We start from the raw sequence: 18,071 nt of genomic DNA on the forward strand, positions 1-18,071 counted from the left end.
AGACGTGGATGCAGGCGACACAGCTTTATCGTCTGTACGATTTTTCGCGAATGAATTCGCCCCCACCGGCAGGGTGTTGTGCGTTCGATGCCATTAATGCCCGTAAAAAACGGCGCTCCTGAGAGCGCCGCTTTCATTGGGTCTTAGCGATTCCCACCGCCCGGTCCGCCATGACCGCCACGGCCGAAATTCCCGTCTTGGCGCATGTTGCCCCCCGGTCTGCCGGGGCCAGGGCCACCGCCGTGATTGCCATTCCAGCCCCCACCACCTGCGCCGGGTCTTGGGCCTTGGGGCGGTGGACGATAACCGGAGCCGCCGCCGTGATAGCCGTCTCCCCCGCCATTCCAGTGCCCACCGCCGTAACCGGGACGGCCACCGTAGCCAGGGCCGGGCCCGTAATAGCGTGGAGGCGGCGCGTAATACCGGGGTGGCGAATAGTAGCGAGGTGCCGAGTAATAACGTGGCGACGAGTAGTAGACCGAAGAACCGCCGTAATACCCGGTCGGCCCATAGGGTCGATAGCCTTCGTACACGTAACCGCCGCTATAGCTACTGCTGTAAACCGGCTGCGTGTACGTTTCTGATTCGTAATAGCCTCCGTAACATCCTGCGAGAGACAACGTCATCAATACGGTAAGCAAGCTTCGTCGATACATGGCGGCCTCCTGGACCGCGATAGAGCTCGAGCCAGCGGCGCTGGTCGGCGTTCCCAAAACTGCCGAGAACGTAAGGTCAGACTGCAAAATCCCTCCCGAGTGCCCTGATCCAAGCCCCGCCCGCCGGACGGCGCCCTGCAACGGTGCACGGTTGTCGCCTTGAAAAACCGCTGTTTTCGCCACGGCCCAGCCTGCGCAAGGGCCCCCGCAACTTGGCACGCCTCTCGCTTTACAAAACCTTGTGCAGGAGTCAACTCAGGTTCGCGGCACCACAATCTGCAATAGCCGACTAGGGTTCCGGCCCGCTTGGAAAAGCGGGTGGCTGGTCCGAGAGTCGGCGACCTCCAGTAGAGGTTACACGGCGGGATAAAAGCCCGGGAGACAGGACACCAGTGGTGTCGCCGTGCTCCTGACCGCCCTTTTCGCTACTGGAGGTTTCAATGCAAAAGTCCCGTCTATTCGCTCTACTCGCCGCAGGCGCCTTCGCCGCCCTCAGCCTCTCGGCCACCGCCGCCCCGAAAAAGGACTTCAACGTCTGCTGGACGATTTACGCCGGCTGGATGCCCTGGGAATACGCAGGGACGCAAGGCATCGTCGACAAGTGGGCCAAGAAGTACGACATCAACATCAAGGTCACCCAGCTCAACGACTACGTCGAATCCATCAACCAGTACACCGCCGGCCAGTTCGACGGTTGCACCATGACCAACATGGACGCCCTGACCATCCCGGCTGCGGGCGGCGTGGAAAGCACGGCGCTGGTGGTCAGCGACTTCTCCAACGGCAACGATGGCATCGTCATCAAGGGGGCGGGCAAGAAAGTCGCCGACCTCAAGGGCATGGACGTCAATCTGGTGGAGCTGTCGGTTTCACACTACCTGCTGGCCCGCGCACTGGATTCGGTGGACCTGACCGAGAAAGATCTGAAGGTCGTCAACACCTCGGACGCCGACATCGCCGCTGCCTTCAACACCGATCAGGTCAAGGCCGTCACCACCTGGAACCCGATGCTCTCGCAGATCAAGGCCAAGCCTGGGGTCACCGAAGTGTTCGACTCCAGCAAGATCCCCGGCGAGATCATGGACATGATGGTGGTCAACACCCAGACCCTCAAAGACAACCCCGCGCTGGGCAAAGCGCTGACCGGTGCATGGTTTGAAGTCGTCGCGCTGATGAACGCCAATAACGCGCAATCCAAAGAAGCCCTGGAACACATGGCCAAGGCCTCTGGCACGGATCTGGCCGGTTTCCAGTCGCAGCTGGACACCACCAAGTTGTTCGCCACGCCTAAGGAAGCCCTGGAATTCGCCACCAGCAAACAGCTGCCAGCCACCATGCGCAAGGTTGCCGATTTCTCCTTCGAGCACGGCCTGCTCGGCGAAGGCGCCAAGGATGCAAGCGCAGTGGGCATGACCTTTGCCAACAGCGTGATTGAAGGCGACAAGGGCAATCTCAAGCTGCATTTCGACCCGAGCTACGTGCAGATGGCCGTTGACGGCAAGTTGTAAGAATCGGCTCCCCACAGGTTATTTGCCATGCGCTTGATAAACCGTCGCCCCGATGGCGCCAGCCGCCTCATTCTGGTGATCTTGCCGTTCGCCCTGTTGCTGTTCGCCTACTTCACAGGCTCGGCAACGCGACTGACGGAAAACCCCAACGACAAGCTGCTGCCCAGCGCCGTGCAAATGACTGACGCGATCAAACGTGTGGCGATCATTCCCGATCAACGCACCGGCCACTACCTGCTCTGGCAGGACACCGCGTCCAGTCTGCAACGCCTGGCCATTGGCCTTGCGATCAGCGCAATTGTCGGCCTGTGCCTGGGCATCGCGTCCGGGGTGCTGCCGCTGTTCAGCGCGCCACTGTCGCCGCTGCTCACGGTGCTGTCGATGGTGCCGCCGCTGGCGATCCTGCCGATCCTGTTCATCGTCTTCGGGCTGGGCGAGCTGTCGAAAGTGATGCTGATCGTGATCGGGATTACTCCGGTCCTGGCGCGTGATCTGGAACAGCGCGCCCGGGAGATTCCGGTCGAGCTGCTGATCAAGGCACAGACCCTGGGTGCCTCGACCTGGACGCTGATCCTGCGGGTGGTCCTGCCACAGCTGCTGCCGCGTTTGCTGATTTCGCTGCGACTGGTGCTGGGTTCGGCGTGGTTGTTTTTGATTGCCGCCGAAGCCATCGCCTCGACTGATGGCTTGGGTTACCGGATCTTTCTGGTGCGGCGCTACCTGGCGATGGACATGATCCTGCCTTACGTGGTCTGGATCACCCTCCTCGCCTGGCTGATGGACTGGGGCCTGAAAGCCCTGACCCGCAAAGCTTTCCCCTGGTACGAGGGGGCGCGGCCATGAGCTTCATTTCGGTCAATAACGTCTGGCAACAATACGGCGATCAAGTGGTGCTCGAAGGCCTGAACCTGAGCATTGCCGAGGGCGAGTTCTGCACCTTGGTCGGCGCCTCGGGCTGTGGCAAATCGACCTTTCTGCGCCTGCTGCTGGGCCAGGAAGTGCCAAGCAAAGGGACGATCCTGCTCGACGGCCAGCCGTTGGCCAAAGAGCCGGATGCCAGCCGCGGCGTGGTGTTTCAGCGCTATTCGGTGTTCCCGCATCTATCGGTGCTGGACAACGTCGCATTGGGTCTGGAATTGCCGCGTTCGGCGTTGCTCGGCCGGCTGTTCGGCAAGGCCAAACGCGATGCTCGGGAGCAGGCCTCGGCGCTGCTGCACAAGGTTGGCCTGGGGCATGCGCTGGACAAATACCCGACGCAGCTCTCCGGCGGCATGCAGCAACGCCTGGCCATCGCTCAGGCGCTGATCATGAAGCCTCGCGTGTTGCTGCTCGACGAGCCGTTTGGTGCCCTCGACCCCGGCATCCGCAAGGACATGCACGCCCTGCTGCTGGAGCTGTGGCGTGAGACGAACCTGACGGTATTCATGGTCACCCACGACCTGTCCGAAGGCTTCAACCTCGGCACGCGCCTGATGGTCTTCGACAAGGTCCGTCACGACCCCCACGCCCCCGGTGCCTACGGCGCCCGCATCACTTACGACATTCCCCTGAACAGCGATCGTCGCGCTGCCCGCGCGGCCATTGAATCGCTGCAAACGGCTTGAAGGATTTGAACCATGACTGATTCCACTGCTGCATTCCCGGTATTCGCCGAAGACCTGCTGCCCGGCGGCGGCCACCTCTCGTTCGTGCTCAAGCGCGGCGAATTGCTGCGCCTGACCGACCTCAACGGCAACGCTAACGTCAGCCTGACGATGTTCAACGCTCATGAAAAAACCGAGCGCCTGAACCTGCCTGACAGCCTCAAATGCCAACACACCGCCAAGCTCTCCACAGGCCATTGCCTGTACTCGGACATGGGCCGCGTACTGGCGGCGATCACCGCCGACACCTGTGGCTGGAGCGATAGCATCGGCGGCGTGCTGTGCGCTGAGGAAGTCACCGAAAAATACGGCCTGGGCCGCTATCAGGAACGGCGCAACGGCTTCTTTCGCAACGGCGCCGACAACCTGTTGGTGGAGATGGGCAAGTGGGGCCTGGGCCTGTCGGACCTGATGATGACCCTGAACCTGTTCAGCCGGGTCAACGTTGACGAGCACGGCGCCCTCGCCTTCGTGCCCGACAATTCGAATGCTGGCGATTACATCGAGCTGTACGCCCCCATGGACACGTTGGTGGTGCTCACCGCACTGCAACACCCGATGGACCCCAACCCCGAGTACGCCCCCCAGCCGGTGATGCTGAGCTGGATGAAGGCCGACGCCAGCGTCGCCGAACACTGCCGCACCTCGCGCGAAGAGAACGTGCGCGGCTTCATCAACACCGATCGCCTGTTCGCCTGAGGAGGCCTGCCATGAGCACTGCACACACCCACGCCCCGGTTTCGATCACCCACATCCCGGCAGGCGAGCCGTCGCTGACCGAACTCAAGGCCGGGCAGACCCTGCGCCTGCTGGACCTCGAAGGCAATCAGGCCGTCGACACGCTGTTCTACAGCCTGGCCAACCCGCGCGAACGCTATGACGTGCAACGCACGCTGCGTCGGCAGAATAACGTGTACCTGAGCAAAGGCAGCGTGCTGTACTCCAACCTCGGCAAGCCGATGCTGACCATCGTCGAAGACACCTGCGGGCGCCACGACACCCTCGGCGGCGCCTGCGCGCAAGAGAGCAACACGGTGCGTTACGCGCTGGAAAAAAAGCACATGCACAGCTGCCGCGACAACTATTTGCGCGCCTGCGTGCACGACGGTCGTCTGGGCAAGCGCGACATCAGTCCGAACATCAACTTCTTCATGAACGTGCCGGTCACCGCTGAAGGCGGTTTGACCTTCGAAGACGGTATTTCCGGGGCCGGCAAATACGTCGAGCTGCGCGCGGAAATGGACGTGATCGTGCTGATCTCCAACTGCCCGCAACTGAACAACCCGTGCAACGGCTACAACCCGACGCCCGCTGAACTGCGGGTCTGGGATTAAGCAGCACAGGTTTTCAGCGAACGTTTTCGGCGCAAAGGACGGCCTTCGCGCAACGCGTACCACAGCGGGACGGCCCGCTACCCGGTGCGGGGTCGATGACTGTCGATCCCTGGGGTAAAAACATGTTCGACACACTGTTGATCGCCAACCGCGGCGTCATTGCCTGCCGCATCCTGCGTACCCTGCGCGCCTTGAATGTCGAGGGCGTGGCGGTTTATTCCGAAGCCGACGCCGCCAGCCTGCACATTCTCGAAGCCGATCAGGCCCACAGCCTCGGCGAGGGCGGCGCGGCAGGGACGTATCTGGCCGTAGACAAGATCCTCGCCATCGCGCACTCCACCGGCGCCAAGGCGATTCATCCGGGCTACGGCTTTCTCTCCGAAAACGCCGCATTCGCTCAGGCGTGCGAGGACGCAGGAATTGCCTTTGTTGGCCCGACGCCCGAACAACTGCGCGTGTTCGGCCTTAAACACACCGCCCGCGCGCTGGCCAGACAGCATGGGGTACCCATGCTCGAAGGCACCGAATTGCTCGACAGCGTCGAGACTGCGTTGAGCGCCGCCGAAGCCATCGGCTACCCGGTGATGCTGAAAAGCACAGCGGGCGGGGGCGGCATCGGCATGCGCGTGTTTCGTAGCGCCAGTGAACTGAACGAGTCGTTCGAGGCGGTCAAACGCCTGGGGCAGAACAATTTCAGCGATGCCGGCGTGTTCATCGAGAAATACATTCAGCGCGCGCGTCATCTGGAAGTGCAGGTGTTCGGCGATGGCCGTGGCGAAGTGATCGCCCTTGGCGTGCGCGACTGTTCGGTGCAGCGGCGCAACCAGAAGGTGCTCGAAGAAACCCCGGCGCCGAACCTGCCCGACGGCATGGCCGACGCGCTGTGCGCGGCAGCGATCAAGCTGGCCAAAGCGGTGAGTTATCGCAGCGCGGGCACTGTGGAGTTCGTCTTCGACAGCGACGATCAGCGCTTTTATTTCCTCGAAGTGAACACCCGCCTGCAGGTCGAGCACGGGGTCACCGAGCAGGTCTGGGGCGTGGACCTGGTGGCGTGGATGATGCAACTGGCCGCAGGCGATCTGCCGCCGCTGTCTGACCTGCAAGCCGAGCTGAAACCGCAGGGCCATGCGATTCAGGCGCGCCTCTACGCCGAAGATCCGGGACGCGATTTTCAGCCAAGCCCAGGCCTGCTGACCTCGGTGCACTTCCCGCCTGCCGATGGCAAGCACCTGCGCATCGACACCTGGGTTGAAGCGGGTTGCGAGATCCCGCCATTTTTCGACCCGATGATCGCCAAGGTCATCTGCTGGGCGCCGGATCGCGCCTCTGCTGCCGAAGGGCTGGAACGGGCGCTGGGCGAAACGCGCTTGTACGGCGTGGAAACCAACCGAGATTATTTGCGCCAGATCATCACCGATGCCCCGTTCGCCAGCGGCCAACCCTGGACCCGCTGTCTGGAAGGGTTGGTGTATCACGCCGACACCTTCGAAGTGCTGAGCGGCGGCACCCAGACCAGCGTGCAGGACTATCCAGGACGCCTCGGTTATTGGGCCGTGGGCGTGCCGCCGTCAGGGCCGATGGACAGTCGCGCGCTGCGTCTGGGCAACGGTTTGCTGGGTAACCCGCCAGGCTGCGCCGCGCTGGAAATCACCATGAGCGGCCCGACCCTGCGCTTCAATACCGATGCTGTGGTCGCCGTGACCGGGGCTGTGATTGCGCTCACGCTCAATGGTCAGGCGCAACCGATGAATCAAGCATTGCTGATCCCGGCGGGCTCCACCCTGGCCCTCGGCACCATCGCAGGTGCAGGCGCACGCAGCTACCTGTGCCTGCGCGGCGGGCTGGATGTGCCGGATTATCTGGGCAGCAAAAGCACCTTCACCCTGGGCCAGTTTGGTGGCCATGGCGGTCGCGCCTTGCGTGCGGGGGATGTGGTGCACATTGCGCCTCTGGAAGATCGCAGCGCAGGGCAAACACTGGCTGCCGAGCAGATCGCCGAGCTGCCCGCCGTGCGTGATATTCGAGTGATCTACGGCCCTCATGGCGCGCCGGAATACTTCACCGAAGCCTACATCCAGACTTTTTTTGCCACCGATTGGGAAGTGCACTTCAACTCCAGCCGCACCGGCGTGCGCCTGATCGGGCCGAAGCCGGAATGGGTGCGGGCCGACGGCGGCGAAGCCGGGTTGCACCCTTCGAACATTCACGACAACCCTTACGCCATTGGCGCGGTGGATTTCACCGGGGACATGCCGGTCATCCTCGGGCCGGACGGGCCGAGCCTGGGCGGGTTCGTCTGCCCCGTGACGATCATCGAGGCCGACCTTGGGCAGTTGGGGCAGCTCAAGGCTGGCGATAAGGTGCGGTTTCATCCGGTGAGCGTCGAAGCCGCCCGAGCACTGGTTGTCTGTGGGAGCGAATTCATTCGCGATGCAGGCACCTCGGTCGCCGGTCAGTCCCTCTCGCGAATGAATTCGCTTCCACAGGAGAGTTTCATCGTCTCGCCAATTGTGCTCGACATCGGCACCGACGACACCCGCCTGGTCGCCCGCCTCTCCGGCGACACCCACCTGCTGCTGGAAATCGGCGCCCCGGAGCTGGATCTGGTCCTGCGCTTTCGCGGCCACGCGCTGATGCAAGCGCTGGAAAATAGACAGCTCAAGGGCGTGATCGACCTCACCCCCGGCATCCGTTCGCTGCAGGTTCACTACCAGCCCGAGCAAATGCCGCTGACCGAGCTGCTAGAGATCGTCGCCGGTGAATGGGACGCGGTGTGCGCCAGCAAAAACCTCGAAGTGCCTTCGCGCATCGTGCACCTGCCACTGTCCTGGGACGACCCGGCGTGTCAGCTGGCCATCGAGAAATACATGACCACCGTGCGCAAGGACGCGCCCTGGTGCCCGAGCAACCTGGAGTTCATTCGCCGCATCAACGACCTGCCCAATCTGGACGAAGTGCAGCGCACGGTGTTCGACGCCAGCTACCTGGTGATGGGCCTGGGCGACGTCTACCTTGGCGCTCCGGTTGCAACGCCGCTGGACCCGCGTCATCGCCTGGTGACTACCAAGTACAACCCGGCGCGCACCTGGACGGCCGAGAACTCGGTGGGCATCGGTGGCGCCTACCTGTGCGTCTACGGCATGGAGGGGCCCGGCGGTTATCAGTTCGTCGGGCGTACGCTGCAGATGTGGAATCGCTACCGCGCCGTCGAAGCCTACGATGGCAAGCCGTGGCTGCTACGGTTTTTCGACCAGATTCGTTTCTACCCGGTCAGCGCCGACGAACTGCTGAAGATCCGCCGCGACTTCCCCCTCGGTCGTTATCCGCTGCAGATCGAACACAGCACGCTCAATCTGGCCGATTACAAAGGGTTTCTGGCGAAGGAAGCCGAGAGCATCGCGGCCTTCCGTGCGCAACAGCAAGGCGCGTTCAATGCTGAGCGCGAGCGCTGGATCGCCAACGGTCAGGCCACTTTCGAAAGCGACGAGGCCTTGGCCGAAACCGCTGAAGAAGCACCGCTGCAATCCGGGCAGACCAGCGTAGACAGCCATATTGCTGGCAATCTGTGGCAGGTGCAGGTCGAGGTGGGCCAGCGGGTCGATGCGGGGGAACCGTTGGTCATTCTGGAATCGATGAAGATGGAAATCCCCGTGCTGGCGCCCTGCTCTGGCGTGGTACGCGAGATTCGCGTGCAACCGGGCTCTGCGGTGCGTGCCGGGCAGCGGGTGGTTGTTCTAGAGGCCTCGGACAGTCAAAACAGCTAGCGTTCCCATGAAAGGCGATGCGTACGGCCCATCGCCTTTCGTGCTCAAGCGCGAAACGCCCATGGCGCGATGAGGTGGCATCAGGCTAGCATGTCTCGTTTAATGGACTACTTATTCAAGCGGACTGGTCATGCCCCTTCGTTCCACGCTCCACTCACAACGCTCCCTGCTGTTGACGTTGGTGATCCTGTTGGGGAGTGGCTTTCTGGCGACATCCTTGCTCAGCTACTTCGCGTCGCGCGATGCGATCCGTGACAGCATCGTCAACACTGAACTGCCGCTGACCTCCGACACGGTCTACTCCGAGATCCAGAAGGATCTGGTGCGCCCCGTGCTCATCTCTTCGATGATGGCCCGCGACACCTTCGTGCGCGACTGGGTGGTGGCCGGCGAAAAAGACCCGCAACAGATGACCCGCTATCTCAAGGAGGTCATGGACCACTACGGCGCCTACACCTCATTCTTCGTCTCCAACCACAGCCTGACCTATTACCAGGCCAAGGGCGTGCTGAAGAAGATCAAACCCGACGAGCCTCGCGACACCTGGTATTACCGCGTGCGCGACATGCCCGAGCCTTACGAGATCAACGTCGACCCGGACCTGGCGAACAAGGACAACCTGACCTTCTTCATCAACTACAAAGTCTTTGATTACAACGACAACTTCATCGGCGCCACCGGCGTAGGCCTGACCGTCGATGCCGTGATCAAGCTGATCGACCGCTATCAGCAGCGTTATCAGCGCAGCGTGTACTTCGTCGACGCGTTCGGCCGGCTGGTGCTGACTGGCGCCGAAGGCGGCCCGCAAGGCGCGAAGATCGGCCAAGTACTGCGCGAGCTACCCAACCTCAAGGATCTGCAAGCGCAGATGCCCAAGCCACAGAGTGGCAACTATCAATACGAATCCAGGGACGACGCGCACTTTCTCAACGTGCGCTACATTCCGGAGCTGAACTGGTACCTGTTCGTCGATAAACGTGAAGAAGGCGCGCTGAACGACATTCGTCAGTCGCTGTACCTGAACCTGTCGATCTGCCTGGCCGTGATGCTGCTGGTACTGTACCTGTTGCATCGGGTCATCCGCCGCTTCCAGCTGCGCATCGAAACCCAAGCCATGGTCGACAGCCTCACCGGCCTGCCCAACCGTCGCGGCTTTGACCGGATCGCCATCAAAGCCATCGAAGACGCGCGACGCGAGCACAGATCGCTGTCGGCCATGCTGCTGGACCTGGACCATTTCAAGCGCCTGAACGACACTCACGGCCACCTCGCCGGTGACGAAGTGCTGATCGGCTTTGCCGACGATGTACGCCGGTGCCTGCGCGAAAGCGATATCATTTGCCGCTGGGGGGGCGAGGAGTTCATCATCCTGCTCAAGGACACCAACAGTAGCGGTGCCCGACGCGTCGCCGAGAAAATTCGCCTGCTGGCCGAGCAACACACCTACGTGTTCACAGGCTCAGCCCTGCAGGTCACGGTCAGCCTGGGCGTGACCGAGCTGCACCCTGGCGACACCCTGCAAAGCCTGATCGCCCGCGCCGACCAGGCGCTCTACAGCGCCAAACAGAGCGGTCGCAATCAGGTTTGTATCGAAATGGCAGAAACGGCATGAGTACACCGGCAAACGGCCCCGACACCTGCCCGGTCTGCGGCCAGAGCAACCGCTGCACCCTGGCCGATCCACGTACGGTGGATCAGGCCTGCTGGTGCTTCACCGAAACCATCGACCCCGCGGTGCTGGTGGCGCTGCCGGAGCCATTGCGGGACAAGTCGTGCCTGTGTCCTCGCTGTGCGGGGTTGGTCGAAGAAGCCGTAACGCCCCGCCGCTGATCGCATGAACGCCACGATTCCTGTGGGAGCGAATTCATTCGCGATAGGACGGTACATACGATGGAGATGCATCGTCTGGAAAACCGATTCGCGAATGAATTCGCTCCTACAGGTTTCAGCGTCAGTCTCGTCTGACATAACATGCCGTCCTTTCTCGCACCCCGAACTGCCATGCGCCTCGACCGCTTCCTCAGCAACCTCCCCCGCTTCAGCCGCAAGGACGTGCGCCTGGCGCTGCTCGCCGGCCGAGTAAAAGTCGATGGCATGACAATCAAAGACCCACTGCACGACGTCCGCGAATTCAGCCAGGTCTGCGTCGACGACGAAATCCTGCAGCCCGGCAAACCCGCGCGCTACTTCATGCTGCACAAGCCGCCGGGCTGCGTCAGTGCCACCACCGACCCACACCATCCCACCGTGCTCGACCTGTTGAACGAGCCGGACAAATCTGATCTGCACATTGCCGGTCGTCTGGACTTCAACACCTCGGGCCTGATGCTGATCACCAACGACGGCCAGTGGTCGCGTCGCCTCACCCAACCGACGACTAAACTGCCCAAGGTGTACGACGTAGAAACCGAGCAGCCGATCGCCGAGCACTACATCGAGAAATTCGCCGAAGGCTTTTACTTCGCTTTCGAAGACCTCACCACGCTGCCCGCGCAATTGACCATTTTAGACAGCCACCGCGCAAGGCTAAGCATCGTCGAAGGCCGCTATCACCAGGTCAAACGAATGTTCGGCTATTTCAACAACAAGGTCGTGGGCCTGCACCGCGAAAGCATGGGCCCGCTGGTACTCGACCCGGCCCTTGCCCCCGGCCAGTACCGGGCCCTGACGGCTGAAGAGATTCAGCAGATCTGACGCCTTTCGACCGCCCGGCAGATCATGTCGGACAATTCACGAACGGCACTTGCGACATCTCTGATCGCCTGCTTGAATCCAATCGTCGGTCCACATGTGACCGGAGAGTCACGCACGCATTCCAAGAAACTTTTTGTCGGCACCACGCTCCTTCAGGTACCGGTCCGGCAAACCGCCCGCCAATAACAATACCTGTCGGACAGACGTTGCGTACCGACATGGGCCCCCCTTTAAAAGGCATTGCCTACCTGTCACGAAACTCGTGCAACGTGATTGCGCGCACACCTGTTTTAACGTCAGGAGACATGGATATGAGGCCAGAAATCGCTGTGCTTGATATACAGGGCCAGTTTCGGGTTTACACGGAGTTCTATCGCGCAGATGCCGCAGAAAAGACCATCATCATGGTCAACGGCTCACTGGCCACTACAGCATCTTTCGCCCAGACCGTCCGCAACCTGCACCCGCAATTCAACGTGGTCCTCTACGACCAGCCTTACGCGGGCAAATCCAAACCCCACAACGTTCACGAAAGGCCCCTGACCAAGGAACTGGAAGGCCAGATCCTGCTGGAGCTGATCGACCACTTCAACGCTGAACACATCATGTCGTTTTCATGGGGTGGTGCGGCGGCACTGGTTGCCTTGGCCCATCGGCCGAAACGCATCGAGAAGGCCGTCATCAGTTCGTTCTCGCCGGTGATCAACGAACCGATGCGTGATTACCTGACGCGCGGTCAGCAGCATCTGGGCGCGTTCGATCGTTTCGAAGTCGGCACGCTGATCAACAGCACCATCGGCAAGCACCTGCCGTCGCTGTTCAAGCGCTTCAACTATAAACACGTGAGCTCACTGGACCTGCACGAGTACGCGCAGATGCACCACCACATCAACCATGTGCTGGACACCAGCACCCACGGCCAGATCAAGGCCGCCAAGCGCATCAATGTGCCGGTGCTGTTCATGAACGGCGAATGGGACGAATACACCGCCGCCCCCGACGCGCGGTTGTTCAGCAACCACATCCGCGATTGCCACTTCACCACCATCAAAAGCGCCGGGCACTTTCTGGACATGGAACACAAGGCCGCGTGCCTGGACTCCCGAAACGCCCTGCTGGACTTCCTCACCCCAGCGCCGGAACCGGCCCGAACACGCTACCGACAGGTACAATCCAACCATGCATTTGCAATCTGACCGTGAAGGTCTCAAGGCAAGGATTCATTCGCCAGCGCCCGTCCAACAGCCCTCGGCGAATGAATCCCGAACCTTATCGGCAGACCGCTGATTTTCCCTGCGAGGCATTTAACGCTTCATTTCAGCGTTCGCATCTGGTACAAAGTCAGCCGCTGAAAGCGTCAAGCTGATCACGAATCAGGCGTATCGAGTGGCCTGATTTAGCCAACAAAGACACATGCAAAAAGCGGGTATAGTTTAGTGGCAAAACGAAAGCTTCCCAAGCTTTAGTTGAGGGTTCGATTCCCTCTACCCGCTCCATTTCCCCAGCATTTTCGGGCCTTCCAGCCAACTCTCCTTGCACCCCTTCACCCTCCCCAGACCTCAAGAATATTGGCTTCAGGCGTACGCATGCCCCGCTTCGCTGCATGTAAGTCGTCGAATCTTGCAGTGGCCCACATCACTGAACGCATAGCATAGGCTGCGCCCACGGCAGGCGCTGCTTTTCGTGAACTTAGAAAAGCCTAAGGTTCCATCTCATCTCTGCTTCGACGAACCAGTGCGGCAGCGCTCACCCCACTGGTCCAGCGGAATGCAATCAAGCGATGTGGGCCTGCATATCCTTAAAACAGATAACATCTATCTTTTCTTTTCGCTTATTGAGATACCCGTTGCGCGCGTAACGTTGTTCCATCCGAAATCACCCAGACGACGAAGATGGAACACTCACACTCCCCCTCTCCCCCCACACCTTCCCACGCCACGCCCCAGAACATCAGGTGGGGAATCGCATCAGGCTTTTCTGCAAGTCTGGTCGGCATCGGGCTTGCGCGATTTGCCTACACGCCGCTGCTGCCAGCAATCATCGATGCGGGTTGGTTCGATTCGTCCAAAGCGGCCTATCTCGGGGCGGCGAATCTGGCGGGGTATCTGATCGGCGCATTGACCGGGCGTGTGATGGCCGAGAAATCGTCAACGACCTTCACGCTGCGGGCCATGATGCTGCTGGCCAGTGTGGCGTTTCTGGCGTGCGCGTTTCCAGTTTCCTACTGGTGGTTTTTCGTCTGGCGTCTGCTGTCGGGCATCTCGGGCGGAGCGTTGATGGTGCTGGCAGCGCCTGCGGTATTGGCCCATGTCGCGCCTTCAAAGAAAGGCCTGGCGGGTGGAGTGATTTTCATGGGGGTGGGTATCGGCATTGCGGCATCGGGAACGCTGGTGCCACTGCTCTTGCAACAAGGTTTGAAGCAGACCTGGCTTGGGCTTGGCGTGATATCGCTGCTGTTGACCGCACTGGCCTGGAAGGGTTGGCCGATGCAGGAGGCAGCGCCTGTGAAAACCAGCCGGCACCCGCGCCAAGCAAAGAACACCACGCTCAAGGCTTTGTACGCCGAGTACGCGCTAAACGCAGCAGGCTGGGTGCCGCACATGATTTTCCTGGTGGCCTTCGTGGCCCACGGCTTGGGCAAAGGTCTTGAGGTAGGCGCGCAGTATTGGGTGCTGTTCGGCGTCGGCGCGACGCTGGGGCCTTTGCTGGCCGGGGTGTTGGCGGATCGGGTGGGCTTTGGTCTGGCGTTGCGTCTGTCGTTCATTCTGGAAGGGGTGTGCGTGTGCATCCCGGCGTTGGGCGTCAACGCGCCGTGGCTGATGGCGTCGAGTATCGTGGTCGGGGCGTTCGTGACCGGGACGGTGCCGCTGGTTCTCGGTCGCGTACAAGAGTTGCTGGCCCACCACCCCGCCCAACAAGGCGCGGCATGGCGCACGGCAACGGTAGGGTTTGCACTGTTTCAGGCAGTGGCGGCCTATGGATTTTCCTACTTGTTCACCTTCACCGACGGCAATTACTCGCTGCTGTTCGTGCTCGGAACCGGGGCCATCGCGCTGGCATTGCTGATCGACATCTGCGCAGCGCGCACCTCGACAAACCAGACGCGCTAAGCGTTCAAGGCGCGACTTTGGTTGTCCAGGTGCACGCTGTCGAGGAAGGTGGCCAGTGCGCTGGAAAAATGGCTGTCGAGGCGCCGCACAAACACGGTTTCGACTTGGGAGAACGCGCGCGGAATCTCATGAACAGCCACCAGCCCCTCCTTCCACGCATCGGCCACCACGCCTCGAGGCAGCAGCGTGATGCCCACGCCGGCAGACACGCAGGCGATGATCGCATCGATCGAGCCAAACTCCAGTGGCTCTGGCGCAAGCATGCCCAAGCTCGCCAACAGCGCATCAAGCCGCTGGCGATACGAGCAGCCGACACGAAACACAACGGTCTTCAAATGGGTGATAGCCCTAATCGCCTCCAGACTGGTCACGGCACGGGACGTGACCAGTACCAGTTCTTCGTGGAAAACCGTCTCGGCCTGTAATTCCGGATGGCTGACGGGACCGGCGACAAATGCGCCTTCGAGCTTACAGTCGACCACCGCCTGAATCAGGCTGTGGGTGGTGCCGGTGCGGACCAACGGGCGAACGTCGGGCCAGGCTTTGGCAAAACGTGCGATCAGCAGCGGCAAGCGAAGTGCGAGGGTGGTTTCCAGCGTGCCGATTTCCAGCACACCCGTGGGCGTGCCATCATCGCGGGCGGCGGCCGAGGCATCGGCGAGGAGTTTGGAAAGCCTGGCGGCGTAGGGCAAAACGCGCCGACCGGCCGGGGTGATTTGCACACCCTTGGCGCTGCGCTGAAATAGTGAGACACCAAGTTCGTCCTCCAGCGAGCGAATTCTTGATGAGACGTTCGACTGCACCGTGTTCAGCTCGACAGCCGCCTTGTTCATGCTGCCGTGCCGGGCGACGGCGTCGACGACTTTCAGATCGATCACGTCCACAGGTTACCTATCTCTAAAAAAAGAACTGGCATGCAATGCCCTGTCGTTTAGAGATTAAGCCCTAGCTTTTAGAGGAACAAGTTGGCGCACAGTTGAGGGCAAAGAGCCCCGACCGTATCGGGGCTCCGGATGGTCTCATTGAATCAGTGCTTCGTGCTGCCTTTCTCTGTAGCCGCTTTCTTCCCTTCCTCGCTATCCGCCTTCATCGCCGTTCGCTCTTTAAAAGCAGGCAGCGACGCCGCGAATGCCATGGCTTCCTCCCGCGTTTCGAACGAGCCGAGTCGGTCTTGATGGGTGCAGACTCGCCATGGGCCGTTGTTGACGTTGATCACGTCGTAACCATTGAAATGGGTTTTGCTAAGCATCGCGTTATGCATGGGTGCCTCCCTCTCATTCAGAGAGTGTTGTGGTTTTCACCTGCAAGACCTTACACCCGGTCGAGGTCGTGTAAACAACCTCTGGACCAATGGTGGTCAGGGCTTGAGGGGGATTTCTTCGTCCTTTTCAGACAGGCTTTTACCGTCGTCGGGATGTTTCCAGGTCTGCGGGGGCGGAGTTTCGCGTTCTTTATCGTCAGTGCTTTCTACCCGTCCGAACTCACGTGCCTGGCGCTCGGCTTCGCTGGTTCGGGTGGTTTCCATGGGGTTTGGATTGGGACCTGGGCTTTGCGCCGCGGGGGTGTTCACAGGATCGGTCTTCATGATCACCTCTGAAACGAACCGGGTTGGGGGTTCAAGCGTTAGACGTTAGAGAAGCGGGTTTCACAGCGGTTCGAAATATTTGCCCGTTGGCCGATCACAGGCAGCGGCGTTGACAAGCCGCGATGGTATTCCTATAAGTCCACTCCGTTCTGGCCCCGGTCAGTGCCTGCTCACCTGAAAGCGAAGCGAGACGATGGAATTCACCGATTTTGACGCCGAACTGGCCGACTGGGCCCAGTTGCAGACCACCCATCCGTGTTCGGGCTTGCTGCTGGGCAACGGCGCAAGCCTCGCCGTCTGGAAGAACTTCGCCTACGACTCGCTGTTCGAACTGGCGCAAACCACGCGCAACAAGCCGCTGAGCCCGACCGAGCTGGCGCTGTTCAAATCGATGGAGACCGAGAATTTCGAACCGGTGCTCAGCGGCCTGAAGGTTGCGATGCGGGTCAATGCCGCGCTGACCATCAGCTCGTCCTCGCCGCGCAATCGCTACTTCGCGATCAAGGAAGCGCTGATCCACGGCATCCGCTCGGCCCACATTCCGTGGCGCTTGATGGAAGCCGCGACCATCGCCCACATCAGTCAGGCGCTGAGCCAGTACGCCACGGTCTACTCGACCAACTACGACCTGCTCGCCTACTGGGCGGTGATGCATGGCGCCCAGCCGTTCGATGACCTGTTCGACGACGATGCCGAATTCAACCTGCACCGCACCGACAGCCACGCCACGCGCATCCTGTATCTTCACGGCGGCATGCACCTGGTGAAAAACTTCGACGGCACCGCGCGCAAATTGCAGTCTTCGGAAAGCACCTTGCTCGGCAGCTTCGCGGTCAACGCCCTGGATGACGTGCCGTTGTTCGTCTGCGAAGGGCGCAGCGTCGACAAGATGAAGATCATCCGCGGCTCGGACTACCTGTCCTTCTGCCACGCCCAGCTGGCGCAGCATCAGGGCGCCCTATGCATCTTCGGCCACGCCCTGGGCAGACAGGACCGACACATTCTCGATGCCGTGCTGCAAGCCCGCCCGAAGACTCTGGCGATCTCGATCCTGCCGCGCAGTGAATCCTTCGTCCAGCATCAAAAGCGCCATTACAGCGCGTTGTTCGAGGGGCAGAGTATCGAGCTGAAGTTCTTCGACGCCAAGACGCACCCGTTGGGGAGTGCGGCGTTGTCGGTGCCGGTGGCGCGGTTGAAGGAAACGGTGGAGGTGAAGAAGGCGTGAGCTGGCAGGATAAACGCTCAGCGATGCTCGTATTCCCACCCCCTGCACGCCAGCGCGACGTGCTTGGGAATCAGCGCGGCACCACTGCTGTACGCGGTGATGGTGCGGCGCGTGAAACCAAGCTCGACCGCTGCTGCCGATAACGACAGGTTGTTTTTTGCCATCCACTGCTTGAAGTCTCGAGTGGGCATCACCTCTCCGGACTGCTCAAGTGCCAGACGATGCAATGTCGAAGCCGCGACTTCAAGGTCATCTCCCCAGGTAACGTCGAACCCCCATTCGCCTACTGCCGGTTGGCTGAACAGCTCGACATTCTTCAAGGGGGCAAGAGCAGGAAACTGGTCGAGGAACGCTGGAAGATCGACGGTGTGACGCTTGCCGTTGTTCCAGTCGATGATCAACGCGAGTTTGCCTGGGACGGGCTGCACGGCGGCGATGAGTAGTTTGCTCGGCATAGGTCATGTCCTCCGGTTTTGCTCGTAAGATACCCGCCGCATATCGCTTTTAGGGTAACCATGGCGGCAAATACTAGAGAAAAAATTTCCCTAACGA

At 60.9% G+C, this 18,071-nt stretch carries 17 protein-coding genes, 1 tRNA gene and 1 riboswitch; of the genes, 13 read left to right on the top strand and 5 right to left on the bottom strand.

Annotation, left to right across the window (positions count from 1 at the left end; all coding sequences use genetic code 11):
* Positions 1-143 precede the first annotated feature (143 nt).
* Positions 144-656 (bottom strand): hypothetical protein, encoded by a 513-nt coding sequence (locus tag AC07V9_RS01790; RefSeq protein WP_495013974.1) that lies wholly within the window; start codon positions 654-656, stop codon positions 144-146.
* 278 nt (positions 657-934) lie between these two features.
* Positions 935-1,039: riboswitch (guanidine-I (ykkC/yxkD leader) on the top strand.
* Positions 1,040-1,096: 57 nt separating this feature from the next.
* Here AC07V9_RS01790 and AC07V9_RS01795 point away from each other — a divergent pair.
* The 12 genes from AC07V9_RS01795 (at position 1,097) to AC07V9_RS01850 (ending at position 14,709) form a co-directional block, all read left to right on the top strand.
* Positions 1,097-2,164, top strand: coding sequence for a putative urea ABC transporter substrate-binding protein (locus AC07V9_RS01795; RefSeq protein ID WP_495013975.1), 1,068 nt, complete (start codon positions 1,097-1,099; stop codon positions 2,162-2,164).
* Between the two features lie 27 nt (positions 2,165-2,191).
* On the top strand, positions 2,192-3,007 hold the full coding sequence (locus AC07V9_RS01800; protein ID WP_495013976.1) for an ABC transporter permease: 816 nt from the start codon (positions 2,192-2,194) through the stop codon (positions 3,005-3,007).
* Positions 3,004-3,768: an ABC transporter ATP-binding protein gene (locus AC07V9_RS01805; RefSeq protein WP_495013977.1), complete on the top strand. Its 765-nt coding sequence runs from the start codon at positions 3,004-3,006 to the stop codon at positions 3,766-3,768. The genes AC07V9_RS01800 and AC07V9_RS01805 overlap by 4 nt, the downstream gene beginning before the upstream one ends.
* A gap of 12 nt (positions 3,769-3,780) precedes the next feature.
* Positions 3,781-4,506 carry an urea amidolyase associated protein UAAP1 gene (locus AC07V9_RS01810; protein WP_495013978.1) on the top strand — a complete coding sequence of 242 codons (726 nt, stop codon included), beginning with the start codon at positions 3,781-3,783 and terminating at the stop codon, positions 4,504-4,506.
* An 11-nt stretch (positions 4,507-4,517) separates the two neighbouring features.
* On the top strand, positions 4,518-5,141 hold the full coding sequence (locus AC07V9_RS01815; RefSeq protein WP_495013979.1) for an urea amidolyase associated protein UAAP2: 624 nt from the start codon (positions 4,518-4,520) through the stop codon (positions 5,139-5,141).
* A gap of 122 nt (positions 5,142-5,263) precedes the next feature.
* Positions 5,264-8,905 (top strand): urea carboxylase, encoded by a 3,642-nt coding sequence (gene uca / locus AC07V9_RS01820; protein WP_495014126.1) that lies wholly within the window; start codon positions 5,264-5,266, stop codon positions 8,903-8,905.
* Between the two features lie 130 nt (positions 8,906-9,035).
* Positions 9,036-10,517: a sensor domain-containing diguanylate cyclase gene (locus tag AC07V9_RS01825; protein ID WP_495013980.1), complete on the top strand. Its 1,482-nt coding sequence runs from the start codon at positions 9,036-9,038 to the stop codon at positions 10,515-10,517.
* Positions 10,514-10,735, top strand: coding sequence for a cysteine-rich CWC family protein (locus AC07V9_RS01830; protein ID WP_495013981.1), 222 nt, complete (start codon positions 10,514-10,516; stop codon positions 10,733-10,735). The genes AC07V9_RS01825 and AC07V9_RS01830 overlap by 4 nt, the downstream gene beginning before the upstream one ends.
* A 171-nt stretch (positions 10,736-10,906) precedes the next feature.
* A complete protein-coding gene (locus AC07V9_RS01835) occupies positions 10,907-11,599 on the top strand; it encodes a pseudouridine synthase (protein WP_495013982.1) in 693 nt (230 codons plus the stop codon).
* Positions 11,600-11,910: 311 nt separating this feature from the next.
* Entirely contained in the window at positions 11,911-12,795 is an 885-nt protein-coding gene (locus tag AC07V9_RS01840; protein ID WP_495013983.1) for an alpha/beta fold hydrolase, read from the top strand.
* 226 nt (positions 12,796-13,021) lie between these two features.
* Positions 13,022-13,095 (top strand) — tRNA-Gly (locus tag AC07V9_RS01845).
* A 396-nt stretch (positions 13,096-13,491) separates the two neighbouring features.
* Complete coding sequence (locus AC07V9_RS01850) at positions 13,492-14,709, top strand: YbfB/YjiJ family MFS transporter (RefSeq protein WP_495013984.1); 1,218 nt, start codon at positions 13,492-13,494, stop codon at positions 14,707-14,709.
* Here the strand turns inward: AC07V9_RS01850 and AC07V9_RS01855 are convergent.
* The 3 genes from AC07V9_RS01855 to AC07V9_RS01865 all read right to left on the bottom strand — a co-directional run bounded on the left by AC07V9_RS01855 (position 14,706) and on the right by AC07V9_RS01865 (position 16,294).
* A complete protein-coding gene (locus AC07V9_RS01855; protein ID WP_495013985.1) occupies positions 14,706-15,587 on the bottom strand; it encodes a LysR family transcriptional regulator in 882 nt (293 codons plus the stop codon). The genes AC07V9_RS01850 and AC07V9_RS01855 overlap by 4 nt on opposite strands.
* Before the next feature lie 149 nt (positions 15,588-15,736).
* Complete coding sequence (locus tag AC07V9_RS01860) at positions 15,737-15,970, bottom strand: SPOR domain-containing protein (RefSeq protein WP_495013986.1); 234 nt, start codon at positions 15,968-15,970, stop codon at positions 15,737-15,739.
* A 96-nt stretch (positions 15,971-16,066) separates the two neighbouring features.
* Positions 16,067-16,294, bottom strand: a complete 228-nt coding sequence (locus AC07V9_RS01865) for a hypothetical protein (RefSeq protein WP_495014133.1) — start codon at positions 16,292-16,294, stop codon at positions 16,067-16,069.
* Positions 16,295-16,487: 193 nt separating this feature from the next.
* On the opposite strand from AC07V9_RS01865, the gene AC07V9_RS01870 reads away from it, so the two are divergent.
* Entirely contained in the window at positions 16,488-17,519 is a 1,032-nt protein-coding gene (locus tag AC07V9_RS01870) for a DUF4917 family protein (protein ID WP_495013987.1), read from the top strand.
* Positions 17,520-17,536: 17 nt separating this feature from the next.
* Here AC07V9_RS01870 and AC07V9_RS01875 read toward each other — a convergent pair whose 3' ends face one another.
* The gene (locus tag AC07V9_RS01875; RefSeq protein WP_495013988.1) at positions 17,537-17,974 is read right to left on the bottom strand and encodes a DUF2442 domain-containing protein; all 438 of its coding nucleotides are present in this window, start codon (positions 17,972-17,974) and stop codon (positions 17,537-17,539) included.
* Positions 17,975-18,071: the final 97 nt, after the last annotated feature.

Source organism: Pseudomonas sp. GW821-FHT02A11 (assembly GCF_059421985.1).